At 64.5% G+C, this 15717-nt stretch carries 14 protein-coding genes; 4 read left to right on the top strand and 10 right to left on the bottom strand.

The window, feature by feature from the left end; all coding sequences use genetic code 11:
- Window positions 1–124 precede the first annotated feature (124 nt).
- From AC4BBN_RS02340 to AC4BBN_RS02310, 7 genes are all read right to left on the bottom strand, one after another.
- Entirely contained in the window at window positions 125–1267 is a 1143-nt protein-coding gene (locus AC4BBN_RS02340; protein ID WP_490590337.1) for a porin, read from the bottom strand.
- A gap of 123 nt (window positions 1268–1390) precedes the next feature.
- Window positions 1391–2188, bottom strand: coding sequence for a cyclase family protein (locus AC4BBN_RS02335; protein ID WP_490590336.1), 798 nt, complete (start codon window positions 2186–2188; stop codon window positions 1391–1393).
- A gap of 83 nt (window positions 2189–2271) precedes the next feature.
- Entirely contained in the window at window positions 2272–3525 is a 1254-nt protein-coding gene (gene mhpT, locus AC4BBN_RS02330) for a 3-(3-hydroxy-phenyl)propionate transporter MhpT (protein WP_490590335.1), read from the bottom strand.
- 177 nt (window positions 3526–3702) lie between these two features.
- Window positions 3703–4416, bottom strand: a complete 714-nt coding sequence (locus tag AC4BBN_RS02325; RefSeq protein ID WP_490590334.1) for a TetR/AcrR family transcriptional regulator — start codon at window positions 4414–4416, stop codon at window positions 3703–3705.
- Window positions 4417–4719: 303 nt separating this feature from the next.
- Window positions 4720–6132, bottom strand: coding sequence for a lactonase family protein (locus AC4BBN_RS02320; protein ID WP_490590333.1), 1413 nt, complete (start codon window positions 6130–6132; stop codon window positions 4720–4722).
- A 142-nt stretch (window positions 6133–6274) separates the two neighbouring features.
- Entirely contained in the window at window positions 6275–7171 is an 897-nt protein-coding gene (locus tag AC4BBN_RS02315; protein ID WP_490590332.1) for an EamA family transporter, read from the bottom strand.
- 113 nt (window positions 7172–7284) lie between these two features.
- A complete protein-coding gene (locus AC4BBN_RS02310; protein WP_490590331.1) occupies window positions 7285–8676 on the bottom strand; it encodes a cytochrome P450 in 1392 nt (463 codons plus the stop codon).
- A 74-nt stretch (window positions 8677–8750) separates the two neighbouring features.
- On the opposite strand from AC4BBN_RS02310, the gene AC4BBN_RS02305 reads away from it, so the two are divergent.
- The 3 genes from AC4BBN_RS02305 (at window position 8751) to AC4BBN_RS02295 (ending at window position 10180) form a co-directional block, all read left to right on the top strand.
- Window positions 8751–9617: an AraC family transcriptional regulator gene (locus AC4BBN_RS02305; RefSeq protein WP_490590330.1), complete on the top strand. Its 867-nt coding sequence runs from the start codon at window positions 8751–8753 to the stop codon at window positions 9615–9617.
- Window positions 9618–9684: 67 nt separating this feature from the next.
- On the top strand, window positions 9685–9897 hold the full coding sequence (locus AC4BBN_RS02300) for a hypothetical protein (RefSeq protein WP_490590329.1): 213 nt from the start codon (window positions 9685–9687) through the stop codon (window positions 9895–9897).
- A 7-nt stretch (window positions 9898–9904) separates the two neighbouring features.
- The gene (locus AC4BBN_RS02295) at window positions 9905–10180 is read left to right on the top strand and encodes a hypothetical protein (RefSeq protein ID WP_490590328.1); all 276 of its coding nucleotides are present in this window, start codon (window positions 9905–9907) and stop codon (window positions 10178–10180) included.
- A 245-nt stretch (window positions 10181–10425) separates the two neighbouring features.
- Here the strand turns inward: AC4BBN_RS02295 and AC4BBN_RS02290 are convergent, their stop codons facing one another.
- On the bottom strand, window positions 10426–11259 hold the full coding sequence (locus tag AC4BBN_RS02290; protein ID WP_490590327.1) for a M90 family metallopeptidase: 834 nt from the start codon (window positions 11257–11259) through the stop codon (window positions 10426–10428).
- A gap of 290 nt (window positions 11260–11549) precedes the next feature.
- On the opposite strand from AC4BBN_RS02290, the gene AC4BBN_RS02285 reads away from it, so the two are divergent.
- A complete protein-coding gene (locus AC4BBN_RS02285; protein WP_490590326.1) occupies window positions 11550–12986 on the top strand; it encodes a GGDEF domain-containing protein in 1437 nt (478 codons plus the stop codon).
- Window positions 12987–13001: 15 nt separating this feature from the next.
- On the opposite strand, the gene hutG is transcribed toward AC4BBN_RS02285, so the two are convergent.
- Together hutG and AC4BBN_RS02275 are read right to left on the bottom strand one after the other, a co-directional pair.
- On the bottom strand, window positions 13002–13805 hold the full coding sequence (hutG, locus tag AC4BBN_RS02280; protein ID WP_490590325.1) for an N-formylglutamate deformylase: 804 nt from the start codon (window positions 13803–13805) through the stop codon (window positions 13002–13004).
- Window positions 13806–13808: 3 nt separating this feature from the next.
- Entirely contained in the window at window positions 13809–15191 is a 1383-nt protein-coding gene (locus AC4BBN_RS02275; protein ID WP_490590324.1) for a formimidoylglutamate deiminase, read from the bottom strand.
- Between the last annotated feature and the right edge of the window lie 526 nt (window positions 15192–15717).

The raw sequence follows: 15717 nt of genomic DNA, 5'->3' as shown, positions 1-15717 counted from the left end.
TCTAGCAACGGGTGGAAAGTCCTCTTCCAGAGATACCGTGGAACCGGCTTTGCCGGGCCACTGGTATCGCCCCCAGCAAGGGGGTTGGCGGAAAGCGCGCAGCGCTGGAGCCTGGGGGTGTGCCTTAAAACCGGTGGCGTATGCCGACACCAAAGCTGTTGCCGCTGGCGTCGATGGTGGTAATGGGCGCGAGAAGGGTGCGCGTGCGGGTGGTGTCGTGCATCCACATGGCGTAGACGTCGGTACGTTTGGACAGGTTGTGGTCATAGCCCAGGCTGAGGATCTTGCGTTCCACATTGCCACCGGCCACGCTGGCCGGCACGGGCGCCACGGTGTCGTGGGTGGTACGGGCGGCATAGCCTGCCAGGATGCGGCCGGCGCCTACGGGCACTGCGGCGCTGATGTCCCACAAGCGGTAGCCCACGTTCTGCGGTGTGGCCTGTGTGCCGTCGTTCTGGATGTGGCCGATGTGGGCAAACAGCTTCACCGCGTCGAAGTCGTACGAGGCCGCCAGCTGCCAGCTGCTGGTGTCGTTCGGCGTGGTGCCGTCGGCAAAAGTCAGCGGGTCCTTCTTCACGCTTTGCCACACCAGCGAGGTGGCCAACGGGCCTTGGGCATAGGCCAGGCGCAGCGCGCTGTTGCCACCGCCCTGGCCTTCGGACAGCGAGCGCGCCACCGTTGCCGAGGCTCCGGCAAACGTGGGTGTTTCGTAGACCAGGGAGTTGGTCCAGCTGGTGCCGCCGCCGAGGATGCCGCCGGTGAAGGTCAGCAGCGGCAGCGGGCCAAAGACCATGGAGTCGCCAAAAGCGTTGGAGCCAATGGTGTTCAGGAACAGCTGCGAGATGATGGTGCCCGCGCGCAGCCGTCCCCAACTGGGGCTGGACAGGCCTACCCAGGCGGCCCGCGAAAAGAAGGGGTCGGCCGCCACATTGACCGGTGCCGGCAGTGCGCCGCTGCGGCCGGATGCACCGACATCGCTGCGGAAGAAGGCCGACAGCTCGAATAGCGCGGCCAGCCCGCCGCCCAGATCCTCGTTGCCGCGAACGCCCCAGTGGCTGGTCGACATGCCGCCGTCTTCTAGCTTGCTGGTGCGCACGCTTTGTGTGTTGATGCCGCTGATCGAACTGGCAAAACTGCCGGCAACGTTGTCCACCAGGCCGTACATCTGCAGACCCGGCGTGACGGCTGGCTGGGCCTGGGCGGTGCCTGCGTAAGAGCACACGGCGACCAGGGCCAAGGGGGTGAGTGTGGATAGTTTGGATTGCATGGTTTTGTCTCCTCGGTGGGGTGGTGGTGAATTTCGGAACGAGCCGGTCCCTGGCGCAGTCGGCGGGCGACTGCGCCACAAGCGGAATCAGCGGAGAGGGCTTGACTAAGCTTGGCTAGGTGTTCATCGCGCGCTGGCCTGCAGTGCGGCGTCGAAGATGGCGACGGCGCGGGTCCAGCCGGCCGAGGCGGCGCGCACCTTGACCGGGAAGCAGCTGATGTAGAAACCGTGCGGCGGCAGGGCCGACAAGTTGTGCAGCTTCTCCAGATGGCAGTAGCCGATCTCGCGGCCGGCCTTGTGGCCTTCCCAGATCAGGCTGGCGTCCCGGGTGTCTGCATAGCGCTGGGCGGTTTGCGCGAACGGCGCGTCCCAGCTCCAGGCATCGGTGCCGGTCAGGCGCACGCCGCGCTCCAGCAGGTACAGCGTGGCCTCGCGGCCCATGCCGCAGCCGGCGCGGGTATAGCCCGGCGAGCCGTAGGCGGCCTCGGCGGCGGTGTTGATGACCACGATGTCCAGCGGCTGCAGCGTGTGGCCTATGCGCGCCAGCTCGGCCTGTACATCGGTAGGCTGCACCACGTAGCCGTCGGGGAAGTGGCGAAAGTCCAGCTTCACGCCGGGCTGGAAGCACCAGTTCAGGTCGACCTCGTCGATGGTGATGGCGCGCTGGCCGCCGTCCATGGTGGAGGCGTAGTGCCAGGGTGCGTCCAGGTGGGTGCCGTTGTGGGTGTTCAGCTGCACGTCTTCCACCGCCCAGGCCTCGCCGTCAGGCATGTCTTCTTGCTGCAGGCCGGGGAAGAAGCGGGCCATCTCCGGGTAGCTGGTCTGGTGGTCGATGTAGCTGATCTTGGGGCCCAGGCCGGGCGGGTCGGAGGGCACGTCGTTTTCCAGGTGCATGGAGATGTCGATAAAGCGGCGGGTCATGCTCGGTCTTTCGTGGTTTGCTATGGATTCAGTAGCTGCCTGCGCAGGTAATATTTGCGCTAGCGGCTGTTTTGTATAAATGCTCAGCGGTGTAGCGCCTGCTGCGCGCGCATCAGCACCATGGCCGCTACGGCTGCCACCACAATGCCGGGGCTTGAAGCCGCCATCACCCCGCCCAGGCCCATGCCGGCGGCCAGTACCTGCCCGGCAATCATGGGTCCGCTGATGGCACCCAGCCGGCCGACGGTGATGGAGGCGCCGACTCCGGTCGCACGGATGGCTGTGGGGTAGAGCGTGGGCGCCAGCGCATACAGAACCATTTGGCCACCCAGGGTGCAGAAGCCCGCGCCCAGCCCGGCCAGCAGCATCAGCCCCAGGCCGTCTGACAGACCCAGCCCGGCCAGCGACAGCAGCATGCCCAGATAGATGCAGATGGCGGTGAATACGCGCTCCTTGCCGTCCATCAATTTGCCCACCAGCAGCGAGCCGGCGGCGCCGCCGAAGTTGAAGAACAGCTGCACCAGGCCCGCATCGGCGCGCCGAAAGCCTTTGCCCTGCAGCAACGAGGGCAGCCAGTTCAGCAGCATGTAGAGCACAGTCAGTACGAAGAAGCTGGCCAGCCACAGCAGCAGGGTGGACTTCCACATACCGCCCTGGAACAAACCGGCCATGCTGCTGCTAGCGTTGCTGGAGCGGGGCCGGTCTGGCTGTGCCTGGCCCAGGTCGCGGTTCACAAAGGCGCGCGACTCCGGCAGCAGCACGACAAGCAGCAGCGCAATCGCCATCGGCAGCACGCCACCTACATAGAACAGGCCGCGCCAGCCACCGCCAAAGTTCAGCATGCCCAGTACCGCAGCCAGGGCCCCGCCCAGCGGAATGCCGGCATAGGTCAGGCTGACGGCCATGCCGCGCTTGTGCTCGTCGGCCGCTTCGGACGACAGTGCGATCAGAATCGGCAGCGCCGCGCCCAGGCCCAGACCGGCCAGAAAGCGCGCCGCCAGCAGGCTGGGGTAGTCCCACACATGGGCCGTGGCCAGCGAGAACAGGCCAAACAGCAGTACCGAACCAATCAGCACCTTCTTGCGGCCAATGCGGTCGGCCAGCCAGCCGCCAAACAAGGCGCTGGGCAGCAGGCCGACCAGTCCGGCGCTGAACATGCCGCCCATCTGCGGTGGCTGCAGCTTGAATTCGGCACCGATGCCGGGTGCGGCAATGCCGGCGGCCTGCAGGTCCAGGCCTTCGAGCAGGGCCACGATGAAGCAGAGCAACAGAGTGAGCCGCTTGCTGGAGTTGGGTAGGGCCGCGCCGGTAGGGGCGCTGGCGGTGGGGGTGGTCATTTCTTGTCTCCTGGTGGTTTGTGTTGTTGCTTGTGGGGGCGTGCGCACCCCCGGCGCGGTCGGAGTGCGACTGCGCCTTGCTTGGCAGGCGAAGGGAGCGGGAGAGCGGCGGGGGGCTTATGGCCCCATGGCCTGGCCGCCGTGTCTAGGCTGTGTTGGCATGGCGGCCCTTAGTGCTCAGTGGGTAGGGGCGGCGCAGGCGCCGCGCAGGCCGTGGGTGATGAAGGCCACCAGCAGCGGCCCGCTGGTGTCGAAGTCGCCCGGCTGGTTTTGCCCCAGCGACAGGCGTTCTATGCGGCGGTCATTCACATGGTGCAGCAGCGCGCCTAGCGCAAACTGGTAGCACCAGGCGGCCTGGCTGCGCGTGGCCTGGGGCAGGGCAGCGGCCAGCGCGTCGATGAATGCATGGGCCAGCGGGTCGAACAGCTCGCGTATCACCGGCTCGTCTTCCTCCTGGTGGTTGTTCATGCCACGCGACAGGATACGCATGAAGTTCTGCCCGGTTGGCTGGGCCGCCACCTTCAGCACGGGCAGCACAAAGGCCTTGACGATGCCCTCCAGCAGCTGGCCCGGCTCGGCATTGCGCTGGGCCGCGGCCAGCGACTCCAGCCGCTCGCCGATGTAGCCCGCACGCTCCCGGAAGATGGCGTGGTACAGCGACAGCTTGGGCCCATAGTAGTAGCCCACCAGGGCCAGGGGCACGCCGGCTTCTTCGGCGATATCGCGTATCGACACGCCATGGAAGCCCCGTGCGGCAAACAACTGCTCGGCCGCCAGCAGGATGTTCTGCTGGCGATTGGGCGCGAGCGCACTGTCGCCTGATTCTGGAGATGCACTACGCCGGGTGGCCGGGATTTTGCGAAGCGTTGGAGTAGGTTTGCTGATTGGCATAACCCAGTTTATACACTTGTACAAAAAATTGAACACTCGTACAAACACCAATGTCGGAATCGTTCCGAAAGGTGTTGTACGAGTGTACAAAATATTGTGCAGCCTCGTGCAATGGGGCTGCGTGTACCGGATGGGGGCCATGCATGCGCTGCGGTGGTGCATGCATGGGGTAGTCGTTTCTGGGGCAAGCACCGAGCTAGCAAGCGCCGGTGCAAATGGCTGTCAGCGGAGGGCTTGGGTGCAGCATGCTGCACCCAAGCCCGGGTTGTTCATCGATAGGCGCGTGTCTTCGACGCTATAGGTTTACTGGGTCGTGATTACTGCCGTAGTGCCGGTGTGTGCGGTGAAGCTGGTGCCCGCCCTGGTCAGTGCACCGCTGGTGCTGTTAACGGTGTAGCACCATACGCTGCCATCTGTGAAGTTGGCCACATAGACAAACTTGCCCGTGGGGTCTGCTGTAACGGAGAACGGACCAACGCCGGTGGCGACGGCAGCTCCTACCTGGGTTAGTGCTCCGGTACTGCTTTGTATGCTGAATGCCGTCACGGTATTGTCGACAACGTTGGCAACATAGGCGAACTTGCCACGTGGGTCTACCGCGACCGCGCGGGGCGCGGTTCCTGTGGCATAAGTGCCTACCGTAGTCAGGGCCCCCGTGTTGGCATTGATCGAGTAGGCCGACACCGTACTGCCCCCTCCGGTTCCATAGTTCGTGACATAGGCGAACTTGCCCGTGGGATCTATGGCTATAGCACGAGGGCCGGCGCCAGTGGCATAGTTTCCAACAAGGGTCAGCGTGCCTGTGCTGCTATCCACTGCATAAGCCGACACCGTTGCGCCACTGCCGCTTCCGTAATTGACGACATAGGCAAACTTGCTTGAAGGGTCAACAACCACAGACCGTGGGTCGATCCCAGTTGTGGCCACTCCGTTGGCAGTCAGTAAACCGGAACTGGTGTCTCGGGTATACATGGCAATTTGACCCGGGCTGGCGCCGCTGATGACGCTGGTGATTGCAGCATAGGCGAATTTGCCATTAGGGCTGAGGGTTACCGAAGGCGTTGTGTCAGACGTCGCGTAGGTAGCCAGTAAGGTCAAGGCCCCCGTACTGGTATTGATGGTGTATGCCGACAGACTGGGGTCGGAGAAGTTCGCCACATAGGCAAATTTGCCCTGAGGGTCTACAACGATCGAATCGGGAGTGGTGCCGGTAGCGTACTGGCCTACGGCAGTCAGGGCGCCGGTACTGGCATCGACGGTGTAGGCTGAGACATCGTCCGTACCACTATTTGCCGCGTAGGCAAAGCGTACTGGAGGTGTCGCACAGCTGACGACTACATTGGTGACTGCTGCACTAGCAGTCCCCGAGCCGTTTGTGACGGTGCAGGTCTGGCTGGGCAAGTTGGGTTGGCTGCTCACGGTGACGTTGTAACTGGCGCCATTGGCCAATGCTGTGGCCATCGTGAAGCTACCGTTGTCGGAGATGGACAGGTTGTCTCCCGAATTGTTCTGCAACACAAGCCCGGTGCCGGTCAGTCCGCTGACAGTGCCACCAATGCTGACGGTGGACGTGGTGCTACCTCCACCACTATCGCTGCTGCTACCGCTGCTACCGCCACCACCACCACAGGCTGCTAGACCCATTGCCAAGCCCAGCAATGTGCCGGCAAACTTGAGCTGCCTGGCATTGGTTGGGAGAAATATTGATGTGTCCACTGTTCGTTCCTAACAAGGTATTTATTCATTTCCATGTTAGGAGCGCGGTGCGTAATTAAGTGCGACGAAATGCGACGAAATGCGACGAACGATGTCGTTTAAGGCAGGCCTGCCTTTGAACACGTTCTCAGGCCTACAGGCTTCAATTTCGCTGTGGTGTGTGCGACTGCCGCCAGCGCGGCCACAGCAGGTTGATCACCAGTCCCAGCATCACCAGGCCCGCGGCCATCAGCTTCCAGGCCGGCAGGGGTTCGCCCAGCCACCAGGCCGAGGTGCCCATGCCAAACACCGGCACCAGCAGGGCCAAGGGGGAGATGGTGGCCGCAGGGTGGCGCGCCAGCAGCCAGGCCCACATGGCGTAGCCAAACAGGCTGTTGCCCCAGGCCTGCCACACGACGGCGACCCAGGTGGCGAGGTCGGCGGTTTGCAGGCTGGTCAGTAGCGCGGCACTGCCTTCAAACACCCACGCCAATGCCAGCAGCGGCGGTACCGCAAACAGGCTGGACCACACCACATAGGCCAGCATGTTGACCTTGCCAGCCTGGCGCGATGCCGTGTTGCCGCCACCCCAGGACAGCGCCGCCAGCAGCACCACGGCCAGGCCCAGCGGCGTGGTGCTGCCGTCTGTGTGCAGCATGATGACCACGATGCCGCTGGCCGCCAGCAGCAGGCCGCACCACTGGTAGGCCTGCATGCGTTCCTTGGTGGTGCGCATGGCCAGGGCAATGGTGAAGAACACCTGGGTCTGTACCACCAGGGACGCGAGTCCCGGCGAGATGTGGCCCTGCATGGCCCAGTAGATGAGCCCGAACTGGCCCACGCCAATCAGGAAACCATAGGCCGCCAGGTTGCGCCAGGGCACGGCCGGGCGCGGCAGGAAGAACACCGCCGGCAGCAGCACCAGGGCGAAGCGCCAGGTGGCTAGCCAGAGCGGCGTGAAGTGCGCCAGCGCAATCTTGATGATGGCGAAATTGCTACCCCACACCGCGACGATGGCCAGAGCCAGTAAAAAGCGACGCAGGGTTAGTTGTGTAGACATGTAACGGAAACAAGTGAAAAGGCAGCTATTGTGGGGCTTGTGCTTCACCTCGTTATGCGTGCTCCTCTTTTGGTAGCTGCTGGCGCAGGTTCTATCTGCGCCAGTGGCACTTTTTATGCCAGGTTTTGGCGGCGCGTCAGCTGTAGCGGCATGCCGCCCGCTGGACGCAGCGTGACGTTCAGCACCGGCTGGGGCGGCGCAGCGCTGCCCGGTGCCAGGCGGAAGCGCTGCAGCACCATGGCGGCGATCAGCGTCATCTCGGTGGTCGCAAACAGATTGCCTATGCACACCCGTGGCCCCGCGCCAAACGGCAGGTAGCTGCCGCGTTCTTGGGCGGCTTGGCCGGTGCTGGAAAAACGCTCGGGGTCGAAGCGCTCGGGCTCGGGGAACCAGCGCGCATCGTGCTGCAGCACCCAGGGCGTGACGCGCACCAGCGCACCTTGGGGCAGCTGCCAGGGGCCGATCTGCACCGGGCGCAGCGCGCGCCGGCTGATCAGCGAGGGCGCGGGCGGGTACAGGCGCATGGTTTCCTTCAGCGTCTGGGCCAGGTAGGGCAGCTGGGGCAGGTCTTCATAGCGGGGTGGGCGCTGGCCCAGCACCTGGTCCACCTCGTCCTGCGCGCGCTGGGCAAAAGCGGGGTGGGCGGACATGGTGTGGCCCCACCAGGTGAGCGCGGCGGCCGTGGTTTCGTGGCCGGCCAGGAAGATGGTCATGCACTGGTCGCGCACCTCTTCGTCGCTCAGCGCGCCGCCATCACCGCTGTCTTCGCTGTCATCTCGTATGGCCATCAGCATGGCCAGCAGGTCGCTGTGTTCGGTGCTGCCTGCCTGGCGGCGCTGCCGGATGTGGCGGCGTACCAGGCCGTCCAGCATGTGCTTGGCACTGCGAACGCTCCACTTGTGCGGCATCCAGTCGGGCAGGCTGAAGGGCCAGAAGAATTCCTCCATGCCGGCGCGGCTGATCACCTGCACCGCCTGTTCGGCCGCCAGCGCTTCGGCCCGGTTGCTGTCGCTGATCTGCTGGCTGAACAGGGTGCGCAGCACCACGTCCATGGTCAGCTGGGTCACCATGTGTTCGAAGTTCAGCGTCTGCGTGGGCTGGGGCGGCAAGGCGTCCAGTGCCTGGGCGGCGGCGGCCACCATGTGCTGCGCGTAGCCGGCCATGCGCTTGGGGCCAAAGCCGGGCTGCAGCATGCGGCGCTGGCGCTGCCAGGTATCGCCCTCGGTCACCAGCACGCTCTGGCCGTGCACCTTGGCGAAGACCGCCGTGCCGCGCTCCCAGCGGATGAAGTTGCGCGCCTGCTCCACCAGCACCTCGCGCACCCAGTCGGGGCGGAAGAACTCGAAGGTTTGCTCCGGGCCTATGCGCGCGTGCACCGCATCACCGTAATGGCTGTGCATATGCCGCGCCGTACCCAGGTAGTCGCGGCGCATTTGGCCCAGCAGCGGGAAGCCGAAAAAGCGGCTGACCGGGCCAGGGGGGACTGTTGTGTTGTGTGGGGGCATGGTGGCTACTGTGCGCCTGCTTGGCCGGCGTGTATTGAACGATTGCGACAAGCCCGGCTGGCTACACTTTCACCATGCTGTCCCACACTTCGCCCAAGGGCGCTATCGCCCACCTGATTGCCCCCGGCATGGGCCTGGGCGCCTGCGTGCGGGCCTATATCTCGCGCAGCACGCTGGGCGTGGACCTGCTGCCGCAGGAACGCTACAACCATTTCCCCGCCAGCCCGCTGTGCGGCATCTCGTGGTTTACGCACGGCGTGGCCGATGTGATGCCGGGCGATGGCCGCGATGCCGTGCCGCAGCGCCTGCCGCCCATCTCGTTTTTTGGCCCGCACACCCGGCCCTCGGTGTCATACAACCCAGGCCCGGCCCAGGGTTTCATGCTGCTCATGCTGCCCGACGCCCTGTACGCCATGACCGGTGTGGATGTGGCCGCCCAGGTGGACCGGCAAAGCCCTTTGCACCAGGTGCTGGACGCCAGCTGGTGCCAGATGGCCCAGGCCGCGCTGCAGGCGCCGGACGACGCGGAGCGGGTGCGTGTCATCGAGGCGTTTTTGCTGCCGCGCTGGCAGCAGGCGCGCACCCAGGGCGCGGTGCCGGTGCGTAGCTTCCAGGACTGGGCCGAGACGCTGGCGGTGCGCGCCCTGGCATCCGGCGCGGGCCAGAGCTTGCGCCAGGCCGAGCGCCGGGTGAAGGCCTGGACCGGCCAGTCCCTGCGAGCGCTGCAGGGGCGCAGCCGGGCAGAAGCTGCGTTCTTCCAGGTGCGGCAGGCGGAGGATGCGGGCAACGTCGTATGGGCCGACTTGGCGGCCGACGCAGGTTACGCCGACCAGTCCCATTTGTGCCGTGAGACGCGCCGCGTCACCGGCCTGAGCCCTGAGGCCTTGCGCCAGCGGGTGCAGGACGACGAGAGCTTCTGGGTGTACCGCATCTGGAGCTGAGCCGCAGCTTGATTGCAAGTGCTGGCCCGCACTCGTAAAATCAGCCGATCCACTCCAGGAGCCAGACATGGATGTTTCATCGGTCTATCGGCAACCCGTTCAGCCTACCCAGCCCACCAACATCGCGTCGGAAACCCGCAACGCGCAACGCCGCGCCGCCCAGCGCGATGACCCCGAGGTCAGCAAGGCCGCGCAGGACCAAAACCCACCAGCCAAGCCGCCGCCTGTGGTGAACAGCCAGGGCCAGACCACAGGCCGCATCGTCAACACTACTGCCTGAGTCGGCCATGGTCGCCATCGTTGGCACCAGTCTGTCGATTCCGCAGGTGCAAACCGGCCCCGACAAGGCGCAGGTGGCACAGGCGCGGCGCGATGCGGATGCCGCCCAGAGCCGGGCGGACGATTTGCGCGCCGCCGCCGACCAGGCCGACCGCTCGGCCCGCACCAGCCAGGACACGGCCAACGACCTGAACACCCGCAGCAAGCAAATGGACGCCACCTACTCGCAGCAACTGCGCCGCTCCAGCCAGACCAAGGGCTTGATCATCAACCTCAGCGTGTGAGCGATATGCTGCGAAAGTGATAGCTGCTTGTGCAGGTAAATCCTGCGCTACAGCCTGTTTTTATCTAAGGCGACGCTGAATAAGTCTCCGCGAGCCTGCGTGCCCTGGATCGGGATGGGATGCAAGGCGCAAACCGCAGACATAGCTTGGGCTATGGCGAGGATTTGCAACGCCGCAGACCGCCCGAGGCCAGGGATGCGCAGACCGCGAGGGACTTGTTCAGCGTTGCCCTAAATCGTTCCCTGCTACCAGGCCGCCGTATCCAGGCGGTAATAGCCTTGCAGCTCCCGGTACAGCGCCGGGTCGTAATCGGCCAGCGCAGCGCCTTGTTCAAAAAACACCTCTGACACCACGGCGAAGAACTCCGCCGGGTCTTGCGCGCCATAGTGGTTCAGCAGGCCGGGTTCGCCCACATGGGCCTCGCGGCGCAGCTTGGCGTAGGCGGCGTGGAATACCTCTGACCAGCGCTGCGCGTCGGTGCCCGGCATGCGCCGGGGCGCGCCATTGGCGTGGCCGGTTTCCTGGTCCAGCTGGTGGGCAAATTCATGGATCACCACGTTGCGCCCGTCGTCTGCCGTGGCTGCGCCTTCCAGGCTGTCCTGCCAGGACAGGATAACCTGGCCCTGCGACCATGATTCGCCGGCCAGCGCATGGCGCTGCTCCTGCAGCACGCCAGTTCCGTCAGAGGTGGCGCGGTCCACCGCGAAGGCGCCGGGGTAGACCAGGATTTGCCGCAAATTGGCGTAGCGGTCGATGGACCGGTTCAGCACCAGCAGACAGGCCTGGGCGGCAATGACCACGCGCATTTCCTCCGTCACCTCCAGGCCGGCGCAGCCTATGAAGGCCTTTTCGGCTATGAAGATCTGCATGTGTTTCTTCAGTTGCAGTTGCAAATCGGCAGGCAAACGGCGAAACAGCGGCACCCGGCGCCGCAGTATGTTACGCCAGGCGGTAGGGAAGGCCTGCTGCTGCAGCTTGCGCCTGCGCCGCGCCACCCACCATCGCGGCAGCAGCCAGCCCAGGGCGCACACCAGGCTCAGGATCAGCAGGGCGATGAAGGTGGCGGTGGGGGTGTCCATAGAAATCGGGTTGGCAACAAATCGGTGCGGAACCTGCTAGCTGGGTGCCAGCGCGGCGTTTGCAATGCCAGCGCCTATGATTTTGCGGGTAGGTGTGGGAGGGTCCACCCTAGGTACAAAGCGGCGTAGCAGGCGCAAGATTCATCAGCTGTGGTGCAGGCCGGGTGCAAATGAGGTGGCGCTCGGCTGGTACCGCACGGTGGGGCAGATGTTCATAAGGGGCCAACTGTCTTTCGTCGAGTCGTTTCAATGTGGAAGCTGTGCGGGTGGTGCAAACACCCGCAAATAACATGATGCAAACTGACTGTGACTCGGCCAAGCCGCCCGCAGGCTTGCTTTCCACGGAGCCCGCCGGGCGCCGGGAGATTCGGCACGCTGCTGTTTCTGTCGTGATCTCTCTGCTGGTTTTTGCGGCGGCCCTGCCGTATGCCAGGACGCAGCTGGTGCAGATTCCTGCCTTTATCCCGATATACGTGTCGGTGCTGGTGGTCTGCGATTTGATCACCGCCGTGCTTTTGTTTGGTCAGTTCAGCGTGGTGCGCACGCCGGCTTTGCTGCTGCTGGCCAGCGGTTACCTGTTCACTGCATTTGCTACGGTGGAGTACTTGTCGATATTTCCAGGTCTCTTATCGGCAACCGGTCTCTTCGGGGCTGGTCCCCAGACTTCTTCTGCGATGTATATGTTCTGGCATACCGGCTTTCCACTGGCCGTCATTGGCTATGCGCTGTTGAAGGGCAAGGCCTTTAAACCCTGTTGGCCGCAGCGGCTGATGCGGGATCGCCCGCCCATCGCGATTGCCGTTGCCGCGCTGGGCGTGCTTGCTCTGGTGGCTGGGTTTGGGATTTTCGCCACGCAGGGCCACGCCTATATTCCGACTTTTCTTAATGGCAACCGCACCACTGATATAGGGCGCATGTTTCTATTTGGCGTGTGGGCTCTCAGCCTGCTCGCCTTGGTGGCGGTGTGGAAGACGAAGCCGCACACCGTGCTGGACGTCTGGCTGCTGGTCGTCATGTGCGTGTGGTTGTTCGATATTGCGTTGGCGGCACTCTTTAATACTGGCCGGTACGATCTGGGCTGGTACGTGGGCCGGATCTATGGTCTGCTGGCCGCAAGTTTTTTGTTGATCGGTTTACTGGTTGAAGATATCAAGCAGTACCAGCGGCTGTTCCAGCTTTCGGTCAAACTCGGTGCGGCAAACAAGGTTCTGGCCAATTTGGCGCGGCATGACGGTTTGACGGGGCTGGCGAACCGGCGGTATTTTGACGAATATCTGGCGGAGCAGATCGCTATTGCCAACCGCTTCCATCGGCCATTGGCTCTGATCCTTTGCGACGTGGACCATTTCAAGGGCTTCAACGACCACTATGGACACCAGGCGGGCGACGCCTGCCTGAAGCATATTGCGCGCGTACTGAAATCCTGTTCGCAACGTCCGGCTGACTTGGTGGCGCGTTACGGTGGCGAGGAGTTCGCCTTCATCCTCCCCGATACGGGTCTGCAGGCTGCGGCCCATATGGCGAAAGAGATACTCTCCGAGGTAAGCCGGCTAGGCATCGCACATGCGCATTCCTCGACGGGTTCGTGTGTCAGTGTCAGTTGCGGAGTGTCCGAGCTGGTGCCGCCCATGAAAGCACCGCAGCTGATTGCGGCAGCCGACGAATTGCTCTACCAAGCCAAGGGCTTGGGTCGAAACCAGGTGGTCAGCGCTTGGGCGAACATTTAGCCACGGCGCACAACATCAGCCTGTACTCCGCTGCGCGAAGGCCAGTGCGGCTTGCACCATGCGGCGCAAATGTGGCTGGATGCGGGCAGCCACCTCTGGTAGGTAATCAAAGGGCATGGCTTCCTGCATATAGCTGCACTGCGTCATCTCCAGCTGGATGGCGTGGATGCCCTGGGCCGGTTGGCCGTACTGGCGGGTGATGTAGCCGCCCTTGAAGCGGCCGTTCAACACCGCAGTGTGGTCGGGTGCGGACTCGGCAATCGCCAGCAACTCGGCCGACATGGCGGGGTCGCAACTAGAGCCGTTGCCACTGCCCAGGTTCAGGTCCGGCAGCTTGCCTTCAAAGAAGCGCGGCAGCACCGAGCGGATGGAGTGTGCGTCCCACAGCACGGCCTTTCCATGTAACGCCTTCAGCCGCGCCAACTCAGCCTGCAGTTGCTGGTGGTAGGGCTGCCAGATGCTGTCGCGGCGCTCGGCGATCTCGGCTTCACCGGGGGCATCCTGCGGGTCGCGGTACAGGGGCTTGTCGTCAAAGTCGTCCACCGGGCACAGGCCGGTGACGCTCTGGCCGGGGTAAAGACTGGCACCGGACGGGTCGCGGTTCAGGTCGATCACATAGCGCGAATGGGTGGCGATCAGCAGCGATGCGCCCAGGTCTTGGGCAAAGTCGTAGAGGCGCTCCAGGTGCCAGTCGGTATCGTGCACCTGTTGCGCCACGTCGGTCAGGCGCGCGGCCAGGGCCGGCGGCACGTAGGTGCCTACATGGGGCATGGAGATCAGCAGCGGTTGTGTGCCTTGGTGGAAGTGAAAGGCTTGCATGGTTTACACCTGGGTGAGTTGTGTGCGGGCGGCGATGAAGGCAGCGGCAGCCGACTCTCGCAACGGATGACGGCTGCCGCTGCCGGTGCGCTGCTGACCGGCGACCCAGACGGCATCCAGCGCGGAGGTGCGGTGGCTACCGAATACATGGGCCGAGAACATGGCGGGCGCTGGCAGGCCGTTGAGTGCCAGGTGCTGCGCATCCAGCACGCAGAAGTCGGCGCGCTGGCCCACGGCCAAGCCGTTGGCGTTGCGGCCAGAGGCTTGCGCACCGCCTTGCACTGCCTGCTGCAGCATCGCACTGGCGACTTGCGCCTGCTGCAGGCTGGCCAGCACATTGCGTTGGCGGAACTGCAGGCGCTGGCCGTATTCGAGCAGCATTAGTTCTTCGGCCGCATTCACGCAGGCATGGCTGTCCGAGCCCAGGCCCCAGACGCCGCCGTGGCCTAGCCAGCACGGCATGTCGAACAGGCCGTCGCCCAGATTGGCTTCGGTGCTGGGGCAGATGCCGGCGACTGCGCCGCTGGCGGCCGCGCGCTGGTATTCGGCGTCAACCATGTGCGTGGCGTGGACCAGGCACCAGCGGGCGTCCACCGGTGCGTGGTCCAGCAGCCAGGCGACCGGGCGCTGGCCGCTCCAAGCCAGGCAGGCGTCGACCTCGGCGGTTTGCTCAGCGATGTGGATGTGCACCGGCGCGCTGGAGTCGATGGCATGCAGGCCGGCTACGGCATCACGCAGGCTGTCGGGCGGCACGGCGCGCAGCGAATGCGGCGCCATACCGAGGCGCGCGCCTTGGGCATCGCACAGGGGTTTGAGCGTTTCCAGCAGGCGCAGCATGGAGTCGGTGGAGCGGATGAAGCGCTTTTGACCGTCGTTCGGAGGTGTGCCGCCGAAGCCGCTGGTCTGGTACAGCACGGGCAGCAGCGTGACGGCGATGCCGGCCGTCTGTGCGGCGCGCAGCAGGGCTTTGGACAGCTCGGCGTCATCGGCATAGGGGGTGCCGTCGGCGCTGTGGTGCAGGTAGTGGAATTCGCAGACCGAGGTGTAGCCGGCCTCCAGCATTTCGATGTACAGCCAGGTGGCTATTGCTTCGACCTGGTCGGGCGAAAGGCGGGCGGCGAATTGGTACATCAGCGTGCGCCAGCTCCAGAAGCTGTCTTGGGCGGCACCCCGGAATTCAGTGAGGCCGGCCATGGCGCGTTGGAAGGCGTGGCTGTGCAGGTTGGGCAGGCCGGGAGTGAGTGGCCCTGCGGCTGTGGGGGCGCCGTTAGGTTCTGAGTTGGGGGTGACGGTGGTGAGTTCGCCCAGGCTGTTCCATTCCAGCAGGACGTTGCTGGCCCAGCCGGTGGGGAGTAGGGCGTCTTGGGCGAAGATTTGGTTTGTCATGGCTAGGGCTTGTTTATTTGCATCGTCGGCCGGGATATGCGCCCGGCGGCGCAGTAACTTTCTTTTGCGTGGCCAAAAGAAAGTCACCAAAGAAAAGGCCACCTCACTGTCTGCGCCCCAGCACTACCGTGCTGGGGAACCTGCGGTGCTCGCGCCAAGTGGGATCCCGCTCGAACTCGCCTTCGGCTCAGACAATCGCGGGCCCTGATCCACTTGCCGCTGCGCTCCTCGGCGCATACAGAGGGGGCCCGGGAATCGGTGGCGCTGTGCGCCACATCGCGCCTAGGGCGCGAGCCTGGCGGCCCGGCGCAGCCGGGCTGGATGTCCGCTCCCGCTCCCACGCCGTGTGGCGTCGGCGAGTAGCGCAGGGCTGGGCGGATCAGGGCCCGCGATTGTCTGAGCGTAGCGAGTTCGAGCGGGACCCCGCCCAGACCGAGCAACGCAGCGTACCCCGGAGCGCAGCGCAGGGGGCGACGACTTCGGCTCGCCTTTTCTTTGGTGACTTTCTTTTGGCGAAGCAAAAGAA

Source organism: Rhodoferax sp. SPJ21 (assembly GCF_058216335.1).
The sequence above is the reverse complement of the archived record's forward strand: the minus strand, read 5'-3'. Positions and strand labels throughout refer to the sequence as shown.

Coding starts and splice junctions, on each gene's coding strand:
- AC4BBN_RS02285 (WP_490590326.1), top strand. CDS start 11,550: ATGATGCAAACTGACTGTGACTCGGCCAAGCCGCCCGCAGGCTTGCTT.
- AC4BBN_RS02300 (WP_490590329.1), top strand. CDS start 9,685: ATGGATGTTTCATCGGTCTATCGGCAACCCGTTCAGCCTACCCAGCCC.
- AC4BBN_RS02315 (WP_490590332.1), bottom strand. CDS start 7,171: ATGTCTACACAACTAACCCTGCGTCGCTTTTTACTGGCTCTGGCCATC.
- AC4BBN_RS02310 (WP_490590331.1), bottom strand. CDS start 8,676: ATGCCCCCACACAACACAACAGTCCCCCCTGGCCCGGTCAGCCGCTTT.
- AC4BBN_RS02305 (WP_490590330.1), top strand. CDS start 8,751: ATGCTGTCCCACACTTCGCCCAAGGGCGCTATCGCCCACCTGATTGCC.
- AC4BBN_RS02295 (WP_490590328.1), top strand. CDS start 9,905: ATGGTCGCCATCGTTGGCACCAGTCTGTCGATTCCGCAGGTGCAAACC.
- AC4BBN_RS02290 (WP_490590327.1), bottom strand. CDS start 11,259: ATGGACACCCCCACCGCCACCTTCATCGCCCTGCTGATCCTGAGCCTG.
- mhpT (WP_490590335.1), bottom strand. CDS start 3,525: ATGACCACCCCCACCGCCAGCGCCCCTACCGGCGCGGCCCTACCCAAC.
- AC4BBN_RS02340 (WP_490590337.1), bottom strand. CDS start 1,267: ATGCAATCCAAACTATCCACACTCACCCCCTTGGCCCTGGTCGCCGTG.
- AC4BBN_RS02335 (WP_490590336.1), bottom strand. CDS start 2,188: ATGACCCGCCGCTTTATCGACATCTCCATGCACCTGGAAAACGACGTG.
- AC4BBN_RS02325 (WP_490590334.1), bottom strand. CDS start 4,416: ATGCCAATCAGCAAACCTACTCCAACGCTTCGCAAAATCCCGGCCACC.
- hutG (WP_490590325.1), bottom strand. CDS start 13,805: ATGCAAGCCTTTCACTTCCACCAAGGCACACAACCGCTGCTGATCTCC.
- AC4BBN_RS02275 (WP_490590324.1), bottom strand. CDS start 15,191: ATGACAAACCAAATCTTCGCCCAAGACGCCCTACTCCCCACCGGCTGG.